This is a genomic window from Flavobacterium galactosidilyticum (assembly GCF_020911945.1).
Taxonomy (GTDB): Bacteria; Bacteroidota; Bacteroidia; order Flavobacteriales; family Flavobacteriaceae; genus Flavobacterium; species Flavobacterium galactosidilyticum.
The window spans coordinates 37490-61107 of sequence record NZ_CP087135.1; the positions used below are offsets into that span (position 1 = coordinate 37490).

General features: G+C 33.5%; 17 protein-coding genes. 8 read left to right on the plus strand and 9 right to left on the minus strand.

Going from position 1 to position 23618, the window contains the following annotated elements; translation table 11 throughout:
- Positions 1-135: 135 nt before the first annotated feature.
- The 3 genes from LNP27_RS00150 to LNP27_RS00160 all read right to left on the minus strand — a co-directional run bounded on the left by LNP27_RS00150 (position 136) and on the right by LNP27_RS00160 (position 4313).
- Positions 136-495 carry a hypothetical protein gene (locus LNP27_RS00150; protein ID WP_229942526.1) on the minus strand — a complete coding sequence of 120 codons (360 nt, stop codon included), beginning with the start codon at positions 493-495 and terminating at the stop codon, positions 136-138.
- Positions 496-528: 33 nt separating this feature from the next.
- Positions 529-1707 (minus strand): AIR synthase related protein, encoded by a 1179-nt coding sequence (locus LNP27_RS00155; RefSeq protein ID WP_229942527.1) that lies wholly within the window; start codon positions 1705-1707, stop codon positions 529-531.
- A gap of 416 nt (positions 1708-2123) precedes the next feature.
- Complete coding sequence (locus tag LNP27_RS00160) at positions 2124-4313, minus strand: glutamine synthetase III family protein (protein WP_229942528.1); 2190 nt, start codon at positions 4311-4313, stop codon at positions 2124-2126.
- 285 nt (positions 4314-4598) lie between these two features.
- On the opposite strand from LNP27_RS00160, the gene LNP27_RS00165 reads away from it, so the two are divergent.
- Complete coding sequence (locus LNP27_RS00165; RefSeq protein WP_229942529.1) at positions 4599-5549, plus strand: TerC family protein; 951 nt, start codon at positions 4599-4601, stop codon at positions 5547-5549.
- 67 nt (positions 5550-5616) lie between these two features.
- On the opposite strand, the gene LNP27_RS00170 is transcribed toward LNP27_RS00165, so the two are convergent.
- Together LNP27_RS00170 and LNP27_RS00175 are read right to left on the minus strand one after the other, a co-directional pair.
- A complete protein-coding gene (locus LNP27_RS00170) occupies positions 5617-6117 on the minus strand; it encodes a hypothetical protein (RefSeq protein WP_229942530.1) in 501 nt (166 codons plus the stop codon).
- 388 nt (positions 6118-6505) lie between these two features.
- Positions 6506-9139: a valine--tRNA ligase gene (locus LNP27_RS00175; protein WP_229942531.1), complete on the minus strand. Its 2634-nt coding sequence runs from the start codon at positions 9137-9139 to the stop codon at positions 6506-6508.
- 161 nt (positions 9140-9300) lie between these two features.
- Here LNP27_RS00175 and LNP27_RS00180 point away from each other — a divergent pair, with 161 nt between their 5' ends.
- A complete protein-coding gene (locus tag LNP27_RS00180; protein WP_229942532.1) occupies positions 9301-9687 on the plus strand; it encodes a DUF1573 domain-containing protein in 387 nt (128 codons plus the stop codon).
- A 53-nt stretch (positions 9688-9740) separates the two neighbouring features.
- Here LNP27_RS00180 and LNP27_RS00185 read toward each other — a convergent pair whose 3' ends face one another.
- On the minus strand, positions 9741-11069 hold the full coding sequence (locus LNP27_RS00185) for a PDZ domain-containing protein (RefSeq protein WP_229942533.1): 1329 nt from the start codon (positions 11067-11069) through the stop codon (positions 9741-9743).
- A gap of 127 nt (positions 11070-11196) precedes the next feature.
- Between LNP27_RS00185 and LNP27_RS00190 the strand changes: the two genes are divergently transcribed.
- From LNP27_RS00190 to lgt, 5 genes are all read left to right on the plus strand, one after another.
- Positions 11197-12402 (plus strand): pyridoxal phosphate-dependent aminotransferase, encoded by a 1206-nt coding sequence (locus tag LNP27_RS00190; protein WP_229942534.1) that lies wholly within the window; start codon positions 11197-11199, stop codon positions 12400-12402.
- Positions 12403-12720: 318 nt separating this feature from the next.
- Positions 12721-13392: a GTP cyclohydrolase I FolE gene (gene folE, locus LNP27_RS00195; protein ID WP_229942535.1), complete on the plus strand. Its 672-nt coding sequence runs from the start codon at positions 12721-12723 to the stop codon at positions 13390-13392.
- Positions 13393-13520: 128 nt separating this feature from the next.
- Entirely contained in the window at positions 13521-15002 is a 1482-nt protein-coding gene (gene cysS / locus LNP27_RS00200) for a cysteine--tRNA ligase (protein WP_229942536.1), read from the plus strand.
- A gap of 33 nt (positions 15003-15035) precedes the next feature.
- A complete protein-coding gene (gene yidD / locus LNP27_RS00205; RefSeq protein ID WP_229942537.1) occupies positions 15036-15284 on the plus strand; it encodes a membrane protein insertion efficiency factor YidD in 249 nt (82 codons plus the stop codon).
- Positions 15285-15351: 67 nt separating this feature from the next.
- The gene (gene lgt, locus LNP27_RS00210; protein ID WP_229942538.1) at positions 15352-16308 is read left to right on the plus strand and encodes a prolipoprotein diacylglyceryl transferase; all 957 of its coding nucleotides are present in this window, start codon (positions 15352-15354) and stop codon (positions 16306-16308) included.
- 470 nt (positions 16309-16778) lie between these two features.
- On the opposite strand, the gene secDF is transcribed toward lgt, so the two are convergent.
- The 3 genes from secDF to gyrB all read right to left on the minus strand — a co-directional run bounded on the left by secDF (position 16779) and on the right by gyrB (position 22950).
- The gene (gene secDF, locus LNP27_RS00215; RefSeq protein WP_229942539.1) at positions 16779-19751 is read right to left on the minus strand and encodes a protein translocase subunit SecDF; all 2973 of its coding nucleotides are present in this window, start codon (positions 19749-19751) and stop codon (positions 16779-16781) included.
- Positions 19752-19976: 225 nt separating this feature from the next.
- Positions 19977-20912, minus strand: coding sequence for a malate dehydrogenase (mdh, locus tag LNP27_RS00220; RefSeq protein WP_229942540.1), 936 nt, complete (start codon positions 20910-20912; stop codon positions 19977-19979).
- 94 nt (positions 20913-21006) lie between these two features.
- Positions 21007-22950 carry a DNA topoisomerase (ATP-hydrolyzing) subunit B gene (gene gyrB, locus LNP27_RS00225; RefSeq protein WP_229942541.1) on the minus strand — a complete coding sequence of 648 codons (1944 nt, stop codon included), beginning with the start codon at positions 22948-22950 and terminating at the stop codon, positions 21007-21009.
- A gap of 200 nt (positions 22951-23150) precedes the next feature.
- On the opposite strand from gyrB, the gene LNP27_RS00230 reads away from it, so the two are divergent.
- Positions 23151-23609 (plus strand): RNA methyltransferase, encoded by a 459-nt coding sequence (locus LNP27_RS00230; RefSeq protein WP_229942542.1) that lies wholly within the window; start codon positions 23151-23153, stop codon positions 23607-23609.
- The last annotated feature ends 9 nt before the right edge of the window (positions 23610-23618 follow it).

Sequence of the window (23618 nt, forward strand, 5' to 3'; positions counted from 1 at the left end):
GAAAAGTCCGGATTGTAAAAAAATAATTTTTCTTGTCCTGAAAGAGCGACCACCGGAAGCTCCTTTCAGGATTTAGAAAAATATTTTTTTTTAGGGAGGCTTTGTAGCGTAGAGCTGGATTAGCTCCTTAAAAAACTACTCGGCCATTTCATCGTATCGCTGTGGAACTTGCGGATCATAAAGTGCACACTTGAACTCTTCCATAATATTTACGAGAGTATCCATTGTTTTACCCTGTGTACCGTAGCAATCAATTTTTATGCTTTGAGGCGTAGTTCTGACGTGAAAAGCACCTACTCCATCGTTATTTTTCCAACTTCTTTCGTCGACTTTTTCCCATTTAGAGAAAACAGAAGCGATTCTATTTAAGATAACTTGCACTGGAAGTATTTCTAGACCTTCAATTTCAGTTTGCTCTTCGCAAATGAATTCGTAAACTTCATGATGGTTTAAATAAATTCCCTCAAGATAATTCCAAAAAATTAATTCGTACATCATGTATAGATTAGAAAATTAAAGAAATAAATTTTAATATTCGAAAGTTCCGTATTCGCTGCTAATAGTAAGTTTTTTAGTATCAGATTCCATTACTCTCCCCACAATTTGAGCATCGACATTAAATGATTTTGAAATTGCAATAATCTCTTGAGCAATATTTTCTGGAACATAAATTTCCAAACGATGCCCACAATTGAATACTTGGTACATTTCTTTCCAATCAGTTTTAGATTGCTCTTGAATCAATTTGAACAAGGGTGGAACTGGAAATAAATTATCTTTTATGATGTGTAAGTTTTCTACGAAATGTAAAATTTTAGTTTGCGCGCCACCACTACAATGTACCATTCCGTGAATTTCATTAGACGTATATTGATCTAAAATTTTCTTGATAATAGGAGCATACGTTCTGGTTGGCGAAAGTACTAATTGTCCCGCATTGATAGGAGAATCTTCTACTCCATCAGTTAATTGCACTTGTCCTGAATAAATTAAATCTTCTGGAACAGCTGCATCATAACTTTCTGGATATTTGGTTGCCAAGTACTTCCCAAAAACATCATGTCGCGCTGACGTAAGACCGTTACTTCCCATACCGCCATTATAACTTTTCTCGTAAGTAGCTTGACCAAAAGAAGCCAATCCTACAATTACGTCACCCGCTTTAATATTAGCATTATCAATTACTTTACTTCGTTTCATACGAGCAGTAACTGTTGAGTCAACAATTATAGTTCGAACAATATCACCTACATCTGCAGTTTCTCCACCAGTTGAATGGATCGTCACACCAAAGGAATCTAGTTCTTTAATTAGTTCTTCGGTTCCGTTTATAATTGCTGAAATAACTTCGGCTGGAATCAGATTTTTGTTTCTTCCAATGGTTGAAGAAAGTAAAATATTATCTGTTGCTCCTACACACAATAAATCGTCGATATTCATGATTAACGCATCTTGTGCAATGCCTTTCCATACAGAAATATCTCCTGTTTCTTTCCAATACATATATGCTAAAGAGGATTTAGTTCCTGCTCCATCTGCATGCATGATCAAACAATAGTCTTCGTCTTGTGTTAAATAATCTGGAACGATTTTACAGAAAGCTTGTGGAAACAGTCCTTTGTCAATGTTTTTTATGGCGTTGTGTACATCTTCTTTAGATGCCGAAACACCGCGAAGCGCATATCTTTTTGAAGTGTCTGAACTCATGTAGTATAGTTGTAAATCCTGCTTTTAGGCAGATTGTTGTTGCGGCAAAGATAATTATTTTTTTGGGTTTTGCCTATGGAGTTTTAGTCTGAAATTCGGTTTTAAAGTATCTCCACACGAATTTCACCAATTATCACAAATTGTTTTTGTTTATAAAACGGAATTACACAAATTCTCTTAATAAAAATGATTTGTGCAATTAAAATAAATTGTTTTCTACGTAAACTATTAGCACTTCAATAGTGAAAAGCCAAAGTATATTTGATCACAACTTTCTTGAAATAAAATTACTTGGTTTTGCAGAAAGAGTTCATAGAAAATTGCCTTTTTAAAAATAGTTGTTTACCACTTTAATTGTGAATTAAAACAAAAAAAGAGGCTACGAGAGCCTCTTTTCCTACTACATTATTAATATACTATTTTGTAAACAACAATTCTCTATATTTAGTTAAAGTCCAGATTTCGTTATCAACAAGCAATTCTAATTTATCGCAATGTTTTCTAATAATATCAAAATAAGGTTTTACATTGTTGCAATATGCTTCAGCCATTTCTTGAGCATCAGTCAGCGTATTTGCTTTCTTTCTCTCATTAGTCATTGCTAATACATTAGAATTAATTCCTTCGATATGCTTAGAAATTTGCTTAATAAGAACGATTTGCTCTTTAGCAATATTTTCGAAGTCATCTCCAAAAATATCTTTTAATCCTTTTACATTAGTAATCAAAGTATTTTGGTAACGGATCGCTGTAGGTATAACGTGGTTTTTAGAAATATCTCCTAAAACTCTACCTTCAATTTGAACTTTTTTAGTGTATTCCTCTAATTCAATTTCGTATCGTGCTTCAACCTCAACGTGGTTCATCACATTCAATTCAGAAAACAAGTCTAAAGATTGTTTAGAAATTCTGGCTTTCAATGCTTCAGGAGTAGTTTTAAAATTACTCAAACCTCTTTTCGCAGCTTCAATTTCCCATTCTTCGCTATATCCGTCTCCTTCAAAAAGGATTTTTTTAGATTTTTTGATATAATCTCTTAGTACATTAAAGATAGCATCATCTTTCTTCATGTCTTTAGATTCAATCAAAGCATCCACTTCTACTTTAAAATCTCTTAATTGTTTAGCCACAATTGCATTTAAAGTAGTCATAGAATTAGAACAGTTAGCTGTTGAACCGACTGCTCTGAACTCAAATTTATTTCCTGTAAAGGCAAATGGTGACGTTCTATTTCTATCAGTATTATCTAAAAGAACGTCTGGAATTTTTCCTACTACGTTCAATTTTAAGTCTGTTTTTTCTTCAGGAGATAATTTACCCGCAGTCACACCTTCTAATTCATCTAACACTTTAGTCAATTGTTCTCCAATAAACACAGAGATAATTGCAGGTGGCGCTTCATTAGCACCTAGTCTATGATCATTACTTGCTGATGCAATAGCTGCTCTTAGCAAAGACTCATTATCATGTACTGCTTTGATTGTATTAATAAAGAATGTCAAAAACTGTAAATTACTCATTGGTGTTTTACTTGGACTTAACAAGTTAATTCCAGTATCAGTTGCTAATGACCAGTTATTATGTTTTCCAGATCCATTTACTCCTTTAAAAGGTTTTTCATGAAACAACACTTTGAAATGGTGACGCTCTGCGACTTTCTGCATAACATCCATCAACAAACAGTTGTGATCTACTGCAAGGTTAGTCTCTTCAAAAATTGGAGCTAATTCAAATTGATTTGGTGCAACTTCATTATGACGCGTTTTTACAGGAATTCCTAATAACATGCATTCTTGCTCTAAATCTCTCATGTAAACAAGAGCACGAGTAGGAATAGATCCAAAATAATGATCGTCTAATTGTTGCCCTTTAGCAGAAGTATGTCCTAGTAATGTTCTTCCCGTCATCATAAGGTCTGGGCGAGAATTTGCTAAAGCACTATCAATTAAGAAATATTCTTGCTCCCAACCTAATGTCGCAGTAACTTTCTTTACATTTTTGTCAAAATATTTACAAACCTCTGTAGCAGCATCATCAATAACTGTTAGTACTCTTAATAATGGCGTTTTATAATCTAAAGCTTCTCCAGTGTAAGAGATAAAAACAGTTGGAATACATAACGTAGTTCCAAAGATAAAAGCTGGAGAAGTTGGATCCCAAGCAGTATATCCTCTTGCTTCAAATGTATTTCTAATTCCTCCATTTGGAAAACTAGAAGCATCTGGCTCTTGTTGAACTAATTGCGCTCCACCTAATTTTTCAACTGGATCGCTACCGTCTGGAGAGGTTTCAAAAAAAGCATCATGTTTCTCAGCAGTTGTTCCCGTAAGTGGTTGAAACCAGTGCGTATAATGAGTTACTCCTTTAGAAAGTGCCCATTCTTTCATACCCATAGCGATATAATCCGCTAATTTCCTGTCAATTTTAGTTCCATGCTGTACCGCACCTTGAACTCCTTTAAAAGCATCTGAAGTTAGAAACTGCTTCATTGCTTTGTCATTAAATACATTTGAACCAAATAAATTTGATTTTCTATCAGATTCTTCAAATTTAACTGGTTTTCTTGTTGATGCTTCTTTAAGCGCCTGGAAACGTAATGTTGACATAAAATTGGTTTTATTTAATTAGACCCCTACTATTTTGATGCAAATATAATTTATTTCACACTTTTATAATGACACACCTCCTATTTTTATGGGTCTAAAATTAATTTTTATAATATTCGCAAAAAAAAGACCTATTATTAAAAGATAGTAATGGCAGAATTGCGATTTTTTTTCTCATATTCATAAAATAGAAACATCGAAACACTATCAACTTTCACGATAATATGTTGCAAAGTTCAAAAACCAAAAAGTATCTTTACAAAAAATATTTAAATACTTAACTCTATGATTGTCTGGATTTCTTTTTTAGTAGCCGTTTTAATTTTCTTAGCTCTTGATTTAGGAGTATTCAATAAAACGCCACACATTATCAGCACGAAAGAGGCTGGAAAATGGACTGCAATTTGGATTACATTATCATTTCTTTTTTCAGGAGTGATCTACTGGCTATACAAAACAAATTACATAGCGAATCCTGATAATTTGCAACCTACCACAGCAGCAATAAAATTTATCACTGGTTATTTGATAGAACTTTCTTTGAGCATTGATAATATATTTGTTATTGCTATAATCTTCGCCGCGTTCAAAATACCTCAGAAATACCAACATCGCGTTTTATTTTGGGGAATATTAGGAGCTATCATCTTTAGAGGTCTGATGATCTTTTTTGGTGTAATGCTTATTAATAAGTTCACTTGGATGACTTATATCTTTGGAGCATTCCTTATATATACGGCAATGAAAATGTTGTTTAATGGTGAGGATGAACAGTTTGAGCCAAAGAAATCATTTATTTACAAATTATTAAAAAAAGTGATGCCAATATCAAACCATATTGATAAGGAACATTTTTTTGTAAAAAGAAAACACATCACTGCTGCAACACCACTCTTTGTAGCACTTGTAGTTATTGAAGTGATGGATGTAGTTTTTGCGATTGATAGCGTGCCAGCTATTTTAGCGATAACAAGTGATCCGTTTTTAGTTTTCAGTTCTAACATCTTCGCTATTTTAGGACTGCGTTCCATGTATTTTTTCCTAGCAAACATGTTAGCAAAATTTAGCTATTTAGAATATAGTCTAATTGCTATATTAAGTTTCGTGGGTCTAAAAATGTTAGTCCATGATTTTATCAAATTACCAGAATGGGTATCACTAGCATTCATAGCCGCTGCACTTATTATAGGAATTATAGTTTCATTACAAAAAAGCAAAAATGAAGTAAGTGAGTAACATCAAAAAATAGTAGTCATAAAAAAAGGGAAATCTCACGATTGCCCTTTTTTTATGTAATCAAAACTTATAGGTCTATTTTTTTTATCGCTCCACTATTAACTTTTAATGCAGACATCACAGCGTCGATACTATTTTTATTTACCGATTTAGCAAAACCATCAGGTATAATTACGATTCTAAAAGTTTGATTTTTTGTCCAACTTGCATCTAAAGTATTAAGATTGAAATTAGCAGAAAGAAAGATTTTTGCGTTGAACTTTGTGTAATCAAAATTAAAATCTAGCGCTCCGTTATCACTAAAATAATAAGTTTGTGGCATTAGTTTCCATACATCCTGCCCATTAACTACGTCATACAAGTGATAAAGTAAAACAGAATCATTAGAATAAAGTGGCGGATCAAATACAACCAAGCTACTATAATTATTACTAGAAGAAAATGAAGTCGTTACTTCAAATACTTCTGTTCTAGGAGCATTATTAGGAGCATCATACACTTCAGTAACTTCGCAACTTTGTAGTGTCATCATCCCGATGAAAGCTAACAATAAGGTAATTCTCTTCATGATTTATCGTGTTTTAATTTTGTCTTCAAAACTGTATCCATGAACTGTGCCAAAATTTATTTTGAAATAGTTACCTATTTATAAAACCTTCAATCTCATAAAATCAAATTATTGTTTATGAGCTCAATAGCCATTCAATATAAGTTGTAATTTAATTAAATACAGAGCTATTTTCTGTAGAAAAATTAAAATTACAATACCATTTGCTCTATCAATTTAGCCATTAAAATATCTTCCAAAAAATAATCCCAATTCTGATAATTCAGAACTGGGATTTGTTATTTAAAAATACTTTTCTTTTATCTCCGTACTACTAAACTCTATTCGATTGATCTATCGATACGAGGAACGACACATTCGCAGTAAGAAAATCATAATCAAACCAAAATTACTTCAATCCTGCTAAACTTTGCTCGATCGTTTCGATTTTAGCAAGCGCATCAGCTTCTTTTTGTCTTTCGTTTGCCAAAACTTTCTCTGGCGCACCAGCAACAAATTTCTCATTAGCAAGTTTGCTTTGAACTGATTTTAAAAAACCTAACGTGTATACTAATTCTGCTGTAAGTTTAGCAATTTCAGCTTCAACATCAATATTTCCAGTAATTGGAATAAAATATTCATTCGATTTTACACGGAAAGATAAAGCTCCATCCACTTTCTCTGAAACGTATTCCATTGCGGTAATATTCCCTAATTTTGCTACAACCGCATCAAAATAAGTTGAAGTTTTATCATTGTTTATTGCTTTCAATTCGATCGCATCTTTAAACGGAATATTCTTGTCTTTACGAATCGTCCTAATGCCTGAAATTACCTCAATTGTATTTTCGAAATCTGAAATTAAACTAGCTTTAAAAGACTTCATTTCTGGCCAAGTAGAAACTATCAGCGCTTCTTCGTTAGTTCTTTCGGCAATTATTTGCCAAATTTCCTCTGTTAAGAAAGGCATAAATGGATGTAATAATTTCAAATTATTTTCCAGCATTTCTATTGCTTTCGCAAAAGTTACGCTGTCAATTGGTTGCTGGTAAGCCGGTTTTATCATTTCTAAGAACCAAGAACAGAAATCATCCCAAACCAATTTATAAATAGCCATTAAGGCATCAGAAATTCTATATTTTTCGAAATTGTCTTCAATTTCTAGAAGTGTTTGTTGCAATTTGGCTTCATACCACTCAATTGCCACTTTTGAAGATTCTGGTTGCGGAATAGTATCTGAAACTTCCCATCCTTTTATCAATTTAAATGCATTCCAGATTTTATTGGTAAACGCTTTTCCTTGATTACACAACTCTTCATCAAACATAATGTCATTTCCTGCAGAAGCGCTCAAAAGCAAACCTACACGAACACCATCTGCACCAAATTTCTCGATTAAATCCAAAGGATCTGGCGAATTTCCTAATGATTTAGACATTTTACGTCTTTGTTTGTCACGAACTAAACCTGTCAAGTACACATTTGTAAATGGCTTTTTATCGGTATATTCATAACCTGCAATAATCATACGCGCCACCCAGAAAAATAAAATGTCTGGACCAGTTACTAAATCATTTGTTGGATAATAATACTTGAAATCCTCACTTTCTGGATCCATTATTCCTCCAAAAACTGACATTGGCCAAAGCCAAGAAGAAAACCAAGTATCTAAAGCATCCACATCTTGTCTAAGGTCAGAAGTTTGAAGTCCAGCGTTATTTGTCTTTTCTTTAACTAAAGCCAAAGCTTCTTCGATAGATTCAGCAACTACAAAATCTTCTTTTCCGTCGCCGTAGAAATACGCAGGAATTTGTTGTCCCCACCATAATTGGCGCGAAATATTCCAATCGCGAATATTATTTAACCAATGCGCATACGTATTATTGAAACGTGCTGGATGCAATTTAATATCTCCATCAACCAAAACAGACTGAATTGCTGGTTTAACCAAATCTTCCATTTTCAAGAACCACTGATCAGATAATCTTGGTTCGATAACCGCTTTTGTTCTTTCAGAAGTTCCTACTTTATTTAAGTGAATCTCTGTTTTTGCTAAAGCACCAATCGCTTCTAATTCTTTAGCTACTTCGTCACGAACAGCAAATCGATCTTTACCTTGGTAATGCAATCCAAAACTATTTAAAGTAGCATCCTCATTGAAAATATCTACAATTTCTAGATTATGTTTCTCACCTAAATTCTTATCATTCATATCGTGAGCAGGAGTTACCTTTAAACAACCTGTTCCAAATTCGATATCTACATACTCATCTTCGATAATAGGGATCACTCTTCCGCAAATAGGGACAATAGCTTTTTTACCCTTCAAATGAGAAAAACGCTCGTCACTAGGATTGATACAAATAGCGGTATCTCCAAAAATGGTTTCCGGACGCGTTGTTGCAATTGTCAGAAAGTCTTCACTTCCTTCGATCTTATATTTTAGGAAATATAATTTCCCTTGTTGTTCTTCATAAATAACTTCTTCGTCAGACAAAGTAGTTTTAGCTTCTGGATCCCAATTTACCATTCGGTAACCACGATAAATCAATCCCTTGTTGTACAAATCCACAAAAGACTTAATTACAGATGCTGACATATCTGGATCCATTGTAAACTTCGTGCGTTCCCAATCGCAAGAAGCACCTAGCTTTTTTAGTTGGTCTAGAATTACGCCACCATATTTGTCTGTCCATTCCCAAGCGTGAGCAAGAAATTCTTCCCGTGTTAAATCATTTTTATTGATTCCTTCCGCTTTTAGCTTTGCCACTACTTTCGCTTCAGTAGCAATCGACGCGTGATCCGTTCCTGGCACCCAGCATGCGTTGAATCCTTTCAGACGCGCTCTTCTAATTAAGACATCCTGAATTGTATTGTTTAGCATGTGTCCCATGTGCAAAACTCCAGTCACGTTTGGCGGAGGAATTACAATGGTATAAGGCGTTCTGTGATCTGGCTCTGAGTGAAAATAATTATTTTTCATCCAGTAGTCGTACCATTTATTCTCTATCGTTTTTGCGTCAAATTGTGCGGGAATTGTCATATAAAGCAACTGTTAAAACCAAATTTAATAATTGGTCTGATATTTGTATTTACTATTGGGAACAAAAGTAAATAATTAAGAACACTATAAAAAGATAAATAAAAATTTGTTCATTAATTAAAAGAACCTATTTTTACTAAATGATTGAAAATAACAACAACATGAAAAAAACTATAATTTTAATAGCTTTCGCATTAATCAGCAGTATTGGTTTTGCACAAAACGGTCCTAAAATTGTATTCTCTGCGCCAGACAACACTATTGATTACGGAAAAGTTACCAAAACAGAAAATGGAACTCGTGATTTTATTTTCACTAATACTGGCAACGCTCCTTTGATCATCACAAATGTGCTATCAACTTGCGGGTGTACTGTGCCAATAAAACCAGGAGAGCCAGTTATGCCTGGAAAAACAGGAAAAATAACAGTAAAGTACAATATGGCTCCAGGCCCAATTAGAAAAACAATAACAGTGGAATCGAATGCAGTAAACTATCCTGATGGTAGAGTAGCATTAAAAATAAAAGGAGAGGTAATCTCCAATTAATACAATCGAAATTAAAACACAAATGCTTCTGGAATTTTCAGAAGCATTTTTTTTTACAAAATATCATTTAGCTGAAATTTAAACTTTCTACTTTCATTTTTACGTTCTATTTCTAGCGTAATCCATTTATCAACATCAGACCGGAATAGCGTAATAATGTCTTGTAAAGAATATTTGTAAGTAGGATTATTATTAATTTTGATAATAATATCACCTTTCAACAATCCTGCAATTGCGGCTGGAGAATTCGCTCGCACATTTGCAATTTCGTAAAGTGGCTTCACTTGAAATTTATATTTAAATTCCGTTTTTGCACTATAAACATTGACCTCACTGTTTGCTCTTGGGGTTTTAACCATTTCCATTGGCACTGTTTCTTGAACCCACTGTAATCCATTATGCTGAATTTCAACACCACTTTTATTGTAACTAAAAGGTTGAGAATAGTTACTATTTTTTTTTAGAAAAAGTTGCTCATTTTGATAATCAAAGACTACATCAAACCTCTTCATAATTTCACCTCCCACTGAACCCATCCTATCTGGTACCATCGTAACATTTCTGATAGATGACGAATCTGGAAATGCAGCTATTGGGTTATTAAACTCAAAATTTGACATTACCATTCTTTCAATTTTGCCTCGTTTCCCTAAGACATCGCCACTAAATCCTTTACCTAAATAATCATCAAAGCTTTTTTCGGGAACTTTAATAAACTTAGAACGATCTTGAAACAACCATACGGCATCACTGTTCCCAATATCAACTAATAACTTTAGTGGTGTTGAATGGTCGTCGAGGGTAACAATGCCTTTAATATACGGTTTAAACTTTTCGACTGTTATTGCCATAGCATCGAATTTCCTCTCAATTTTCTTTCTGTTTTTTGGAATGTCTTTAAAAACTATAATCTTCTTTTTACGATAATTAATTTCCACCAAATTATTTCTAAAAAATTGATAACCCACAATCCCATTGACCGGAATTCCTATATGTGACGATAAATTAAAGTCAGGATCTAAAACGATATACAGCAAGTGATTCGGCATTTTCAAACTGCTAAATTCTAATACATTATTTTTCGATTTTAAGCCTTCTACCGCGATTTGATTTCCTAAACCTTTCAACAATATTTTCTCTGTATTAGAGAAGAGTACTTCTTTTTTTTCTTCTAAACTAAAAAGTATAGTCTCTGAGACACCAGTATCTAAAAGAAAATTTAATTCGACACCATTTACTTTAATAGGTACGAAAATCAAATTATTAATTAATTTAAAAGGTACGCTGACTTTATTAATCTCTTTTTCAAACTGAAATCCTTGCTGCGCGAAAACGGGCAACAAAAACAGATTCAGTAGTAGTAATAAAAGTCTTTTTGCCATCGTAATTCGTTTAGATAAAAATAATAAATAAAAGCGATCAAATATGCAGATTTAACAATATATACACTTTTTATTTACCACTAATTAGAAAAAAAAATCGCAAATTTGCAATTCAATAATTAACACTATGCCAAAAATATCACACAAAGGCGATTTAATGCCTGAATCTCCTATTAGAAAACTAGTTCCCTACTCAGAAATAGCTAAGAAAAAAGGTAATAAAGTTTATCATTTGAACATTGGTCAACCTGACATTAAAACTCCTGAAGTTGCCATTCAAGCAGTTAAAAATTTAGATTTAACAATTCTTGAATACAGTCATTCTGCAGGAAATGAAAGTTACAGAAAAAAATTAGCTGCATACTATACTAATCATGGTATTCCTGTAAACACTGAAGATATCATTGTCACAACAGGTGGATCAGAAGCTTTGATGTTTGCTATGGGAAGCACAATGGATCAAGGGGATGAAATCATTATTCCAGAACCTTTTTACGCTAATTACAATGGATTTTCAACAGCGTCTGGTATTAATGTAGTACCTGTTATTTCGACTATAGATACTGGTTTTTCATTACCAGCCATTGCTGATTTTGAAAAATTAATTACTTCAAAAACAAAAGCGATTCTTATTTGCAATCCTGGAAACCCAACTGGATATTTATACTCTAAGGAAGAAATCATACAATTAGCTGATTTAGTCAAAAAACATGATTTATTTTTGATCTCAGATGAAGTATATCGTGAATTTACTTACGATGGAGATATTCATTATTCTGTAATGAATGTTCCTGGACTTGAAGAACATGCAATCATGATTGATTCAGTTTCTAAAAGATATAGTATGTGCGGCGCTAGAATAGGCTGTATTGTTTCTAAAAATAAAGAGCTAATGGCAACGGCTATGAAATTTGCACAAGCGAGACTTAGCCCGCCAACAATTGAACAAATTGCTAGTGAAGCAGCATTAGACACTCCACAAAGTTATTTTGACGAAGTAATTTCAGAATATAGAGAACGTAGAGACACTTTAATCGAAGAATTAAACAAAATAGAAGGTGTTGTAGTAAGCAAACCAAAAGGTGCTTTTTACTGTATCGCTCAATTGCCTATTGACAATGCTGATGCCTTTGCACAATGGCTTTTAGAAAGCTATGATTTGAATGGCGAAACTGTAATGGTCGCTCCGGCGGCTGGCTTCTACTCTACTCCAGGAATGGGATTAAGTGAAGTTCGGATTGCTTACGTATTAAAGAAAGAAGACTTAGTAAGTGCTGTAAGAATATTAAAAGCAGCAATTCCTGTGTATAATGCATTGCAGGCAAAGTCATAATATTGCTTTTTCTGCTTAAAACAGAAACTATAAACAATTATTTAGAAAAGGCAATAACCACTAGGTTGTTGCCTTTTTTTATTCTCAATTTCAAACTAATTGCTACTAATTGTAAACGCAACAATTATTTTTTTTCCACGGATTCTACCAAGATCACGATTTTAATAAAAACATCAAATTACTATCGATTTATATATTTTAGACTATAAAATAAGCCCTCCTATAACCTGAAATAATACAAGCTATATAAATTCTTTAATTTATATTATTTACCTTTACCCCTTAAATAAATTATACCCATAATAATAGTTCCTTTTAATGATAAATAAAGAAGAATTCCAAGACGAAATAGGAGATAATCACGTTAGTTTATCCGCAAAGAATCCTTTACGAGATGATGCTTTCGCTATTTCTGATGATGAGAAAATAGAAAAAATAAAAAAAGACGTTGAGAGCATTCTGCTAACTTTAGGAATGGACTTAACAGATGATAGTTTAAAAGGCACACCTAATCGTGTAGCTAAAATGTTTGTCAAAGAAATTTTTGGAGGTTTGAATCCTGAAAGAAAGCCAAAAGCTTCCACTTTTGACAATAACTACAAATACGGTGAAATGTTAGTTGAAAAAAACATCATCGTATATTCTACCTGTGAGCACCATCTTTTACCAATTATAGGAAGAGCGCATGTGGCTTACATTTCTAACGGAACCGTTATTGGCTTATCTAAAATGAACCGAATTGTCGAATATTACTCAAAAAGACCTCAAGTGCAAGAGCGTTTGACGATGCAAATTGTTCAAGAATTACAATTGGCTTTAGGAACTGAAGATGTAGCTTGCGTTATTGACGCTAAACACCTTTGCGTAAATTCAAGAGGAATCAGTGATATTGAAAGTAGCACTGTAACTTCAGAATTTGGCGGAAAATTTAAAGATAATGTAACTCGCAGAGAGTTTTTAGATTATATCAAATTAGAGACTAAGTTCTAATTTCCACTAGTCGTAATTGAACTACTAAATCCTAGCCCTGATTGCAGTGGAAATCCTTTTTATTGGCGGTAGACAATAAAAAGATTGAAGCGGAAAGCAGGAAAATGCTCCTAAAAAAAACAAAGAAAATGCCTTTATACGAAACGCAAACACTCAAAATATATAATTCTCTTTCGGGAGAAAAAGAAACATTTAAACCAATCCACGAAGGAAATGTTGGGATGTATGTTTGCGGACCTACGGTGTACAGCAATGTGCATCTTGGTAATGTGCGTACTTTCATGTCTTTTGATGTGATTTTTAGGTATTTTTTGCATTTGGATTACAAAACTCGTTATGTTCGTAACATCACAGATGTTGGACATATCGTGGATGATGTGGATGAAGGCGAGGACAAAATTGCTAAAAAAGCGCGTTTAGAGCAGCTAGAACCTATGGAAGTCGTGCAGCGTTATACTGTAGATTTTCATGAAATTTTAAATGCTTTTAACTTTTTGCCACCAAGTATAGAACCTACCGCAACAGGTCATATTATTGAACAAATCGAAATTATCAAAACTATTATTGATAAAGGAATAGGATATGAAGCTAACGGGTCAGTATATTTTGATGTTGTAAAATTCAACAAAACGAATCATTATGGTCGTTTAAGTGGTCGAAACATTGAGGATATGCTTGCTAATACACGTGATCTTGATGGTCAAAGTGATAAGAGAAATCCACAAGATTTTGCGCTTTGGAAAAAAGCAGAACCACAACATATCATGCGCTGGCCTTCACCTTGGAGTGATGGATTTCCGGGTTGGCACTTAGAATGTACAGCAATGAGTACTAAATATCTAGGCAATCATTTTGATATTCACGGTGGCGGAATGGATTTGAAATTCCCACATCATGAATGCGAAATTGCTCAAAATGAAGCTTGCACCGGACAAACTCCTGTAAATTACTGGATGCATGCCAATATGCTTACCTTAAATGGTAAAAAAATGGCTAAATCTACTGGAAATAATATTTTACCAAGAGAAATATTAACTGGAGACAATACTATTTTGAGTAAAGCTTTTTCAGCATCGGTAGCGAGATTTTTTATGCTGCAAGCGCATTACAGAAGTATTCTCGACTTTTCTGATGATGCAATTGTTGCAGCAGAAAAAGGATACAAGCGATTGATGGAAGCGATGAATTTACTTAAACAAATTACAGTAAATACTAAAAGTACTATTGATGTTCAAGCATGGCAACAATCATGTTATGATGCTATGAATGATGATTTTAACACGCCAATCTTGATTGCGCAGTTATTTGAAGGAGTTAAATATATCAACTTACTAAATGATGGTAAAGAAGCTCTTAGTGCAGCAGATTTACAATTGTTTACTAAAGCCATGAATGCTTTTATCTTTGATGTTCTAGGATTAGAGGATGAAAAAGAGTCCGACAGCAATAATGACAAATTAGAAGGTACAGTAAATATGCTTATCGAAATGAGAAAGCAAGCAAGAGACAATAAGAATTTTGCCCTGTCAGATCAAATTAGAGACCAACTAATTACTTTAGGAATTCAGTTGAAAGATGGGAAAGAAGGCACTACATTTAGTGTTCAATAGTCAGTACAGGATTTCAGACGGTATTTTAAAATTATGATTTCAAAAATTCTCATATATCCTTTTGTACTCTTAGTTAAGTTTTACCAAACTGCTATTTCTCCTTTCACGCCCTCAAGTTGCCGATTTGAACCTACCTGCTCGACTTATATGATTCAGGCGTTGCAGAAGTATGGTTTATTGTACGGTGGATTCTTAGGCTTGAAAAGGATTGTTAGTTGTAATCCGTGGGGAAGAACGGGTTATGATCCAGTTCCTGAGAAGAAATGCAATCATGAACATTAACCTTTTATTGGTACCATTCTTTCTTTTATTAATTATTTTTACGGCAGATTAAAAAAAACAACAATACATGACACATGCATTAAACATCGTTTGGAATCCATCAGAAGGAATAGATTTAGGCTTTTTTATGATTCGATATTACAGCTTAATGTTTGTAATAGCTTTTGGATTAGGCTGGTACATTATGAAAAAAATGTTCGAGCGCGAAGGCGAATCAATTGAAAAATTAGATTCTTTATTTATTTGGACAGTTTTAGCAACTTTACTTGGTGCACGTTTAGGTCACGTTTTCTTTTACGATTGGGAATATTATCGCAATCATTTAGTAGAAATTCTTTTACCGATAAGAGAAAATGCAAATGAATCTCTATTTAATATTATTCAAGGATGGGAATTTACAGGATTCCAAGGATTAGCTAGTCACGGAGCAGCCATTTCTATTATAATTGCTATGTATTATTTTAGCAAAAATGTATTGAGAAGACCACAATTATGGATTTTAGACCGCGTAGTAGTTCCTGTTGCTAGTGGTGCTATTTTTGTGCGTTTAGGTAACTTTTTCAATTCAGAAATCATTGGTCACGAAACGATTTCACCTTTTGGAATAAAATTCATTAAAGACCATTTTAGCCCTATGGATGTCGTAAATGCAACTGGAATTCCAAATCCGCAAGCAGCTTACGCAGCAATAGCTCATGATCCTAAATTTTCTGCATTATTAGAACAAGTTCCTGCAAAACATCCAACACAGCTGTACGAAGCAATCTGCTATATTTTTGTTTTTGCTGCCTTATACTTCTTGTATTGGAAAACAGAAAAGAGAAAGTTTAGTGGTTACATTTTTGGAATGTTTCTAGTGCTACTATTTACAGTACGTTTTATAGTGGAATCAGTTAAGGAAAGCCAAGGTGGTTTTGAAAGTGCCTTAGGATTATTCTCAACGGGACAATGGTTGAGTATACCTTTTATCTTAATTGGACTCTATTTTGTATTTACTGCAAAAAAAGAAATTACTAGTTTATAAGTTTTATAGCTATAAAATAATAAAGCGTTATCTGCAAAATTAGAGTAGATAACGCTTTTTTTTATGATCATAACTCTTATTAATCTGTAGAAACAATAGAACACTATTCACCTCTATTAGTTTTTTTTCATGTTGAAAGCATTATACTACTTAAGAGTAACTTAGTAGAGACGCTTCCAGAGTGACAAGTAATGGACGTCGCAATACCCACAATAGTACTATTCAAATCGTAACACCAACCCTTCAAGTGTTGAAACAAAGAAAACTATCACACTGCTAAAAACAGCCCTAATAACACGATAACAACTTCGTCACTACAATGATGTTAAAGATTTAAAGTATCATGCAGTAAACCTATTTATTATAGCAGTTAAATATTTAAAACAAATAGTCGAAAGCAATATTTGTCCAAAAAAAAAGAGATTCAACTTTCGCTGAATCTCTTTTTTGAACTTTATATAAAAAGCTGTTTACGCTTCTTGATGCTTAACTTCAACTTTATCTTTATCTTCTTTAGATATAGTATCTACAAGGATTGGCGTTGCGATAAATAGTGAAGAATAAGTTCCTACTACAATACCAATCAACATAGCGAAAATAAATCCTCTAATTGATTCTCCACCAAAAACAAACATGATTAACAATACAACAATCATAGTTAACGACGTGTTAATCGTTCTTGACATGGTAGTATTAATAGATTGATTTACAATATCAGAGAATGAACCTTTAGTTTTACCAGCTAAGTATTCACGAACTCTATCAAATACAATAACCGTATCATTCATAGAGTATCCAATAACCGTTAGAATCGCAGCGATGAAATGCTGATCGATTTCCATACCAAAAGGCATGAATTTATAACACAATGAATAAATACCTAATACAAAGATAACATCATGCGCTACCGCAGCAATCGCACCTAAACTATATTGCCATTTTCTATAACTAATCATTAAGTATAAAAACACTAGTGCCAATGAACCTAATACAGCCCAATATGCATTAGTTTTAATATCCTCTGCCACTGTTGGTCCTACTTTAGAAGCTTGTAATATTCCTAAACTTTTTCCGTCGTAAGCATTAACAAATTTATCATAAGTCATACCTGCAGAATAGTGTTGCTTTAAATTATCAAACAATAATTTATTAACTTCTTCGTCAGCTTTAATTCCTGGCTCTTGAACTTTGTATTTTGTAGTTATTTTCAACTGATTGTCGCTACCAAATATTTTTACTTCCGCACTACCATCAAAAACTTTTTCTAATTCAAGTTTTACTGTTTCAGTTGAAACTGGTTTTTCAAAACGTACCTGAAAAGTTCTTCCTCCAACAAAATCCGTTCCTTGATCCAAACCATTTATAGCTAATGAAGTAAAACTTACAATAACAATTACAGTAGAGATTAAGTACGTCCATTTTTTCATACCTAAGAAATCGAAATGGAAATTAGTGAATATATTTTTAGAGTATTTAGTAACAAATGTTAAATCATTCTTTTTACTAATGTTCCAATCGATAAAGATTCTAGCGATGAAAATAGAAGTAAACAATGAAGTTACTATACCAATTAACAATGTAGTAGCAAAACCTTTAATTGGTCCTGAACCAAAAATAAATAATACAGCTCCCGTTAATATGTGTGTTACGTTCGCATCAGTAATAGATGACATTGCACCTCTCCAGCTATAAGAAGTTTTAACAGCTTCATCAAGTGACTTACCAGCACGTAGCTCTTCTTTAGCTCTTTCGTAAATAATGATATTCGCATCAACTGCCGTACCCATTGTAAGAACAATACCAGCAATACCAGGCAAAGTTAATACAGCACCTAAACTTGCAAGAATACCGAATAAGAAAAGTAAGTTAACTGCTAAAGCAACGTTAGCATACCATCCTGCTTTACCATAGAAAAACATCATCCAAAGTGATACTATTATTAATCCCCAAATAGCAGAGTTAGTACCATTATCAATTGCTTCTTGTCCTAAAGATGGCCCTACCACTTCTGACTGAACAATATCTGCAGCAGCTGGTAATTTACCCGCTCTTAAAACGTTAGCTAAATCCTTAGTTTGTGTTACATCAAATGATCCTGAAATCTCTGATCTTCCACCAGAAATAGGTCCGCTAGAAACTCCTGGTGCAGAATAAACTACATCATCAAGAACGATAGCAATATTACTTTTTTGCGTGTAAGCTCTACCTGTTAATTCTTCCCAAGATTTAGCACCTTGACCGTCCATTTGCATGGAAACTGCTGGTTTTCCTAATTGATCAAAAGTATCTTTTGCATCAGTAACAACACCACCACTCATTGCAGGAACGTTATCTCTATTACCTTTTAAAGCGTATAATTCTACTGCATCTACATCTTTCCCTTTAGCATCTTTGATAGTAGAAGGAATACCCCAAACAAATTTAGCATAACGCTGATCTCCCGCTAATAAGATTTTAATATCAGCTCTTTTGAAATAACCATTAATTGCAGCAGTATCCTTTGGAGAGAAAAGACCTAAAACTGGACCACCACCTTGAGCTAAGATTTTATCAAATAAAGGATTGTTTCCTTTTTTAGCAACAGTTGAATCTTTATCATCAGCTAATAAAGCACTAATTGAATCTTTAACTACTGCTTTTATTTCAGTAGTATTAACTTCAGTTTTTTTCAATGACTCATTTGCAGCCATCATAAAATTACCGATTTCTTCTATTTTATACGTTTCCCAAAACTCTAATTGAGCAGTACTTTGTAATAATTTCTTGATTCTGTCTACATCTTTAGCACCAGGAAGTTCAACAAGAATTCTTCCAGACTCGCCTAATTTTTGAATGTTAGGTTGTGTTACTCCAAATTTGTCAATACGTTTTCTTAAAACTCCAAAAGCACTTTCTACAGATTCATCAACTTTTCTAGAGATTACTTTTTTTACCTGCGCATCTGTCATTTGAAAATCTACTCCACCTTCACCTTGCAAACTTCTGTTTGCGAAAATATCAGGAGAAGCTAATTTTACAGTTCCTTTTGAATTTGCATCAAAAGCTTCGTAAAAAGCGTCTAAATAGCTTTGATTTCCTTTTTGATTTGCACTTGCATCAGCTAATGACTTATTGAAAACTGGGTTTTTAGAATTATTAGATAATCCTTTCAAAATATCTTTAACTGATATCTGAAGAATAACGTTTATTCCTCCCTCTAAGTCAAGACCTTTGTTAATTTGCTTATCACTAACTTCATTGAAAGTGAAATTGGTAAACCCAAGATTAAATACTTTCTCCTTACCAATAGAGTCTAAATATTTTAATTCCTTTTCAGAATTCCCCTTAGCAAAAGATTTTGCATCGTTTTTTACTTTACTTGCCACAAAAGTGAAAGAAAGTTGGTAAATACTTACCAATGCAAATAGAATTGCGAAAAATTTAATAAGTCCTTTATTCTGCATTATTACTAAAAATTAATTATTTTTTATTTATTATTTTTGATCTAAACCTTGTAAAACAACTACTTACACTCATTTTTCTTACTTAAAATAAACATACGGAGCTATCTAATTTTTTTTAAACCGAGCAAATATATAATTAACGACAAGATTAACCAATTTATTTATTAATTAATCTCAAGAAAAAAGACTGCAAAGTTGCAGTCTTGTATTTCTTATGATTAATTATTATACTAAAATCGATTTTAGCGCCTCATTCATTTGTCTAACAGCATCTGCACTTTTAGCAAATAATGCTTTTTCACTATCATTTAGTTCAATAGGTAGAATTTCTTCAACTCCATTTTTACCAATAATACAAGGAACACCAATACAAATATCGTTTTGACCATATTCTCCTTCAACAAAAACAGAACAAGCGATCATTTTCTTTTGGTCATTTAAAATACTGTCCACTAAAAAAGCAACTGAAGCTCCAGGAGCATACCAAGCTGATGTACCTAGAAGACCTGTAAGCGTAGCTCCACCTACCATGGTATCTGCAGCAACTTTTTGTAATTGTTCCTCTGAAAGAAATTGAGAAACTGGTATACCATTATAAGACGCTAATCTTGTTAATGGAATCATTGTTGTATCACCGTGACCACCAATAACCATTGCTGAAATATCATTAGCTGGCTTGTCCAAAGCCAAAGATAAATACGTTCTAAAACGTGAACTATCTAATGCTCCACCCATTCCTATAATTCTGTTTTTAGGCAATCCAGTAGCTTTTAATGCTAAATAGGTCATTGTATCCATAGGATTAGAAACTACTACAATAATAGTATCTGGAGAATGCTTCAATACATTTTCAGCTACCGTTTTTACAATTCCTGCATTAATCCCTATCAATTCCTCACGAGTCATTCCTGGCTTTCTTGGAATTCCTGATGTAATAACAACTACATCACTTCCTGCTGTTTTAGAATAATCATTAGTAACTCCTGACACTTTAGTATTAAACCCTGTATTAGTAGCACACTGCATAATATCTAACGCTTTACCTTCTGCAAAACCCTCTTTAATATCTAATAATACAACTTCGCTCGCAATGCCTCTATAAGAAATCACATCTGCGCACGTCGCACCTACATTTCCTGCTCCTACAATGGTAACTTTCATAATTTAAAGTTTATTTGGTTGTTTTTTTTAATCTAGTTAAATAGTTTAAAAACCTCTATTACAAAATACAAAAGAGAGGCTTTTTTTATATTGTTTACGCATCAATTTTAGCGTATACTGCATTTTTCTCGATAAACTCTCTTCTTGGCGGTACTTCATCACCCATTAACATAGAAAAAACTCTATCAGCTTCCACCAAACTATCAATAGTTACCTGGCGTAAAGTTCTGAAGTTAGGATCCATTGTAGTTTCCCACAATTGCTCTGCATTCATCTCTCCAAGACCTTTATAACGTTGAATTCCTGCGCTTCCACCCATTCGTTCATTTGCTTGATCACGTTGAATATCATTCCACGCGTACTCTTTCTTGTTTCCTTTTTTAACTAAATACAACGGCGGAGCAGCAATATAAATGTGTCCATTCTCGATTAATTCTTTCATAAATCTAAAGAAGAATGTCAAAATTAAAGTAGAGATATGACTACCATCGACATCGGCATCACACATAATAATCACTTTATGGTAACGTAGTTTCGAAATATTCAATGCCTTACTATCCTCTTCAGTACCAATTGTTACCCCTAGAGCTGTAAATATATTTCGAATCTCTTCGTTTTCAAAAACTTTATGGTGCATTGCTTTCTCCACATTCAAAATCTTACCACGCAAGGGTAAAATCGCTTGAAATGCACGATCACGACCCTGCTTAGCCGTTCCACCTGCCGAATCTCCCTCGACAAGATATACTTCACATTTTGCTGGATCTTGCTCTGAACAATCAGATAGTTTCCCTGGTAATCCACCGCCACCCATTACGGTTTTGCGTTGTACCATTTCACGAGCTTTCTTAGCTGCGTGACGCGCCTGAGCTGCAAGAATTACTTTTTGAACAATGATTCTAGCATCATTTGGATTTTCCTCCAAATACGCTTCAATCATATCCCCTACGGCTTGAGAAACTGGAGAAACTACTTCTCTATTTCCAAGTTTAGTTTTAGTTTGACCCTCAAATTGTGGCTCTTGAACTTTGACAGATATAATAGCTGTTAATCCCTCACGGAAATCATCCCCTGAAATATCAAATTTCAATTTATCTAACATTCCAGAAGCATCCGCATATTTCTTCAATGACCTCGTAAGACCAGTTCTAAAACCTTGCAGGTGCGTACCTCCTTCGTGCGTATTGATATTATTTACATAAGAGAAAATATTCTCTGTATAACTAGTGTTATAAATTAAGGCAACCTCAACTGGAATTTCTCCTTTGTCATTGTCCATAGAAATTACGTGTGCAATAATAGGCTCACGATTTCCATCTAAATATCTAATATATTCCTTAAGACCTTCCTGAGAATGAAAAATTTCAGAAACGAAATTTCCATCTTTATCTACTTCTCTTTTATCAGTAAAAGTAATCGTAATACCTTTATTTAAGTATGACAATTCACGCATACGAGCTGATAAAGTATCATAAGAATACTCAACCGTTTGTGTAAAAATAGTAGGATCAGGATAAAAAGTTACAACAGTCCCTCTTTTAGTAGCATCCCCAATTTGTTTTACCGGATATAAGGCTTTTCCTTTTTCGTATTCTTGCTCGTAGATTTTTCCATCTGCACTATAAACAGTCGCACGTAAATGTTTTGATAAAGCGTTAACTACAGAAACCCCAACGCCGTGAAGTCCTCCAGAAACTTTATAGGAGTCTTTATCAAATTTCCCACCAGCACCAATTTTAGTCATTACAACCTCTAATGCTGAAACACCTTCTTTTTTATGAATTCCAACTGGAATACCACGACCATTATCTTCGACAGTAATAGAACCGTCTTCATTTATATCAACTCTAATGGTATCACAATGGCCTCCCATTGCCTCATCGATAGAGTTATCAACCACTTCGTAAACTAAATGATGCAGACCTCGAACACCTACATCTCCTATATACATCGATGGACGCATTCTTACGTGCTCCATTCCCTCTAATGCCTGAATACTATCCGCTGAATAACTGTCCTTCTTGATTTCTTCGCTCATATTTATATTCTAAAAAAATGTAATTTTTGTCTAACACGCAAATATATAAAAACGCAAATTAGATAACCGTTAAAATCCCCTTCAAAGCCTTTAAGTTATTAACATTTTGTCATTTTTTGGTAACAAAAACAACTATAAATAAGGCTTTTTTATAAAATTAAAACTTTGACAATACAAATAACTGTTTGTATTTTTACACAATGAATGATAATTTTATAACTGAATATTTTGGAATAGGGATTTTGAACGGCAAAACCCCTGAAAACTTAGGCGTATTATGGCGATCTGCTCAAAATTTAGGTGCCAGTTTTATTTTCACAATTGGCAATAGATATGCAAAACAAGCATGCGACACTCACAATGCAGTAAAATCGATGCCCTATTTCCATTACGAATCTTTTGACGACTTTTATAAAAACTTACCAAAAGGTGCTCGATTAGTTGGTGTTGAATTAGATGAACGAGCTGAAGATTTAGAAACTTTCGAACATCCAAGACGTTGTGTTTATTTGCTTGGCGCAGAAGACAATGGACTAACGAAACAAGCAATAGAAAAATGTCATTTTCTAGTAAAATTCAAATCTGAAAAAAGCTTAAATGTATCGGTAGCAGGAAGTATTGTGCTTTATGATAGAGGAATTAATAAGCCACGTTCATAAACAACAAAT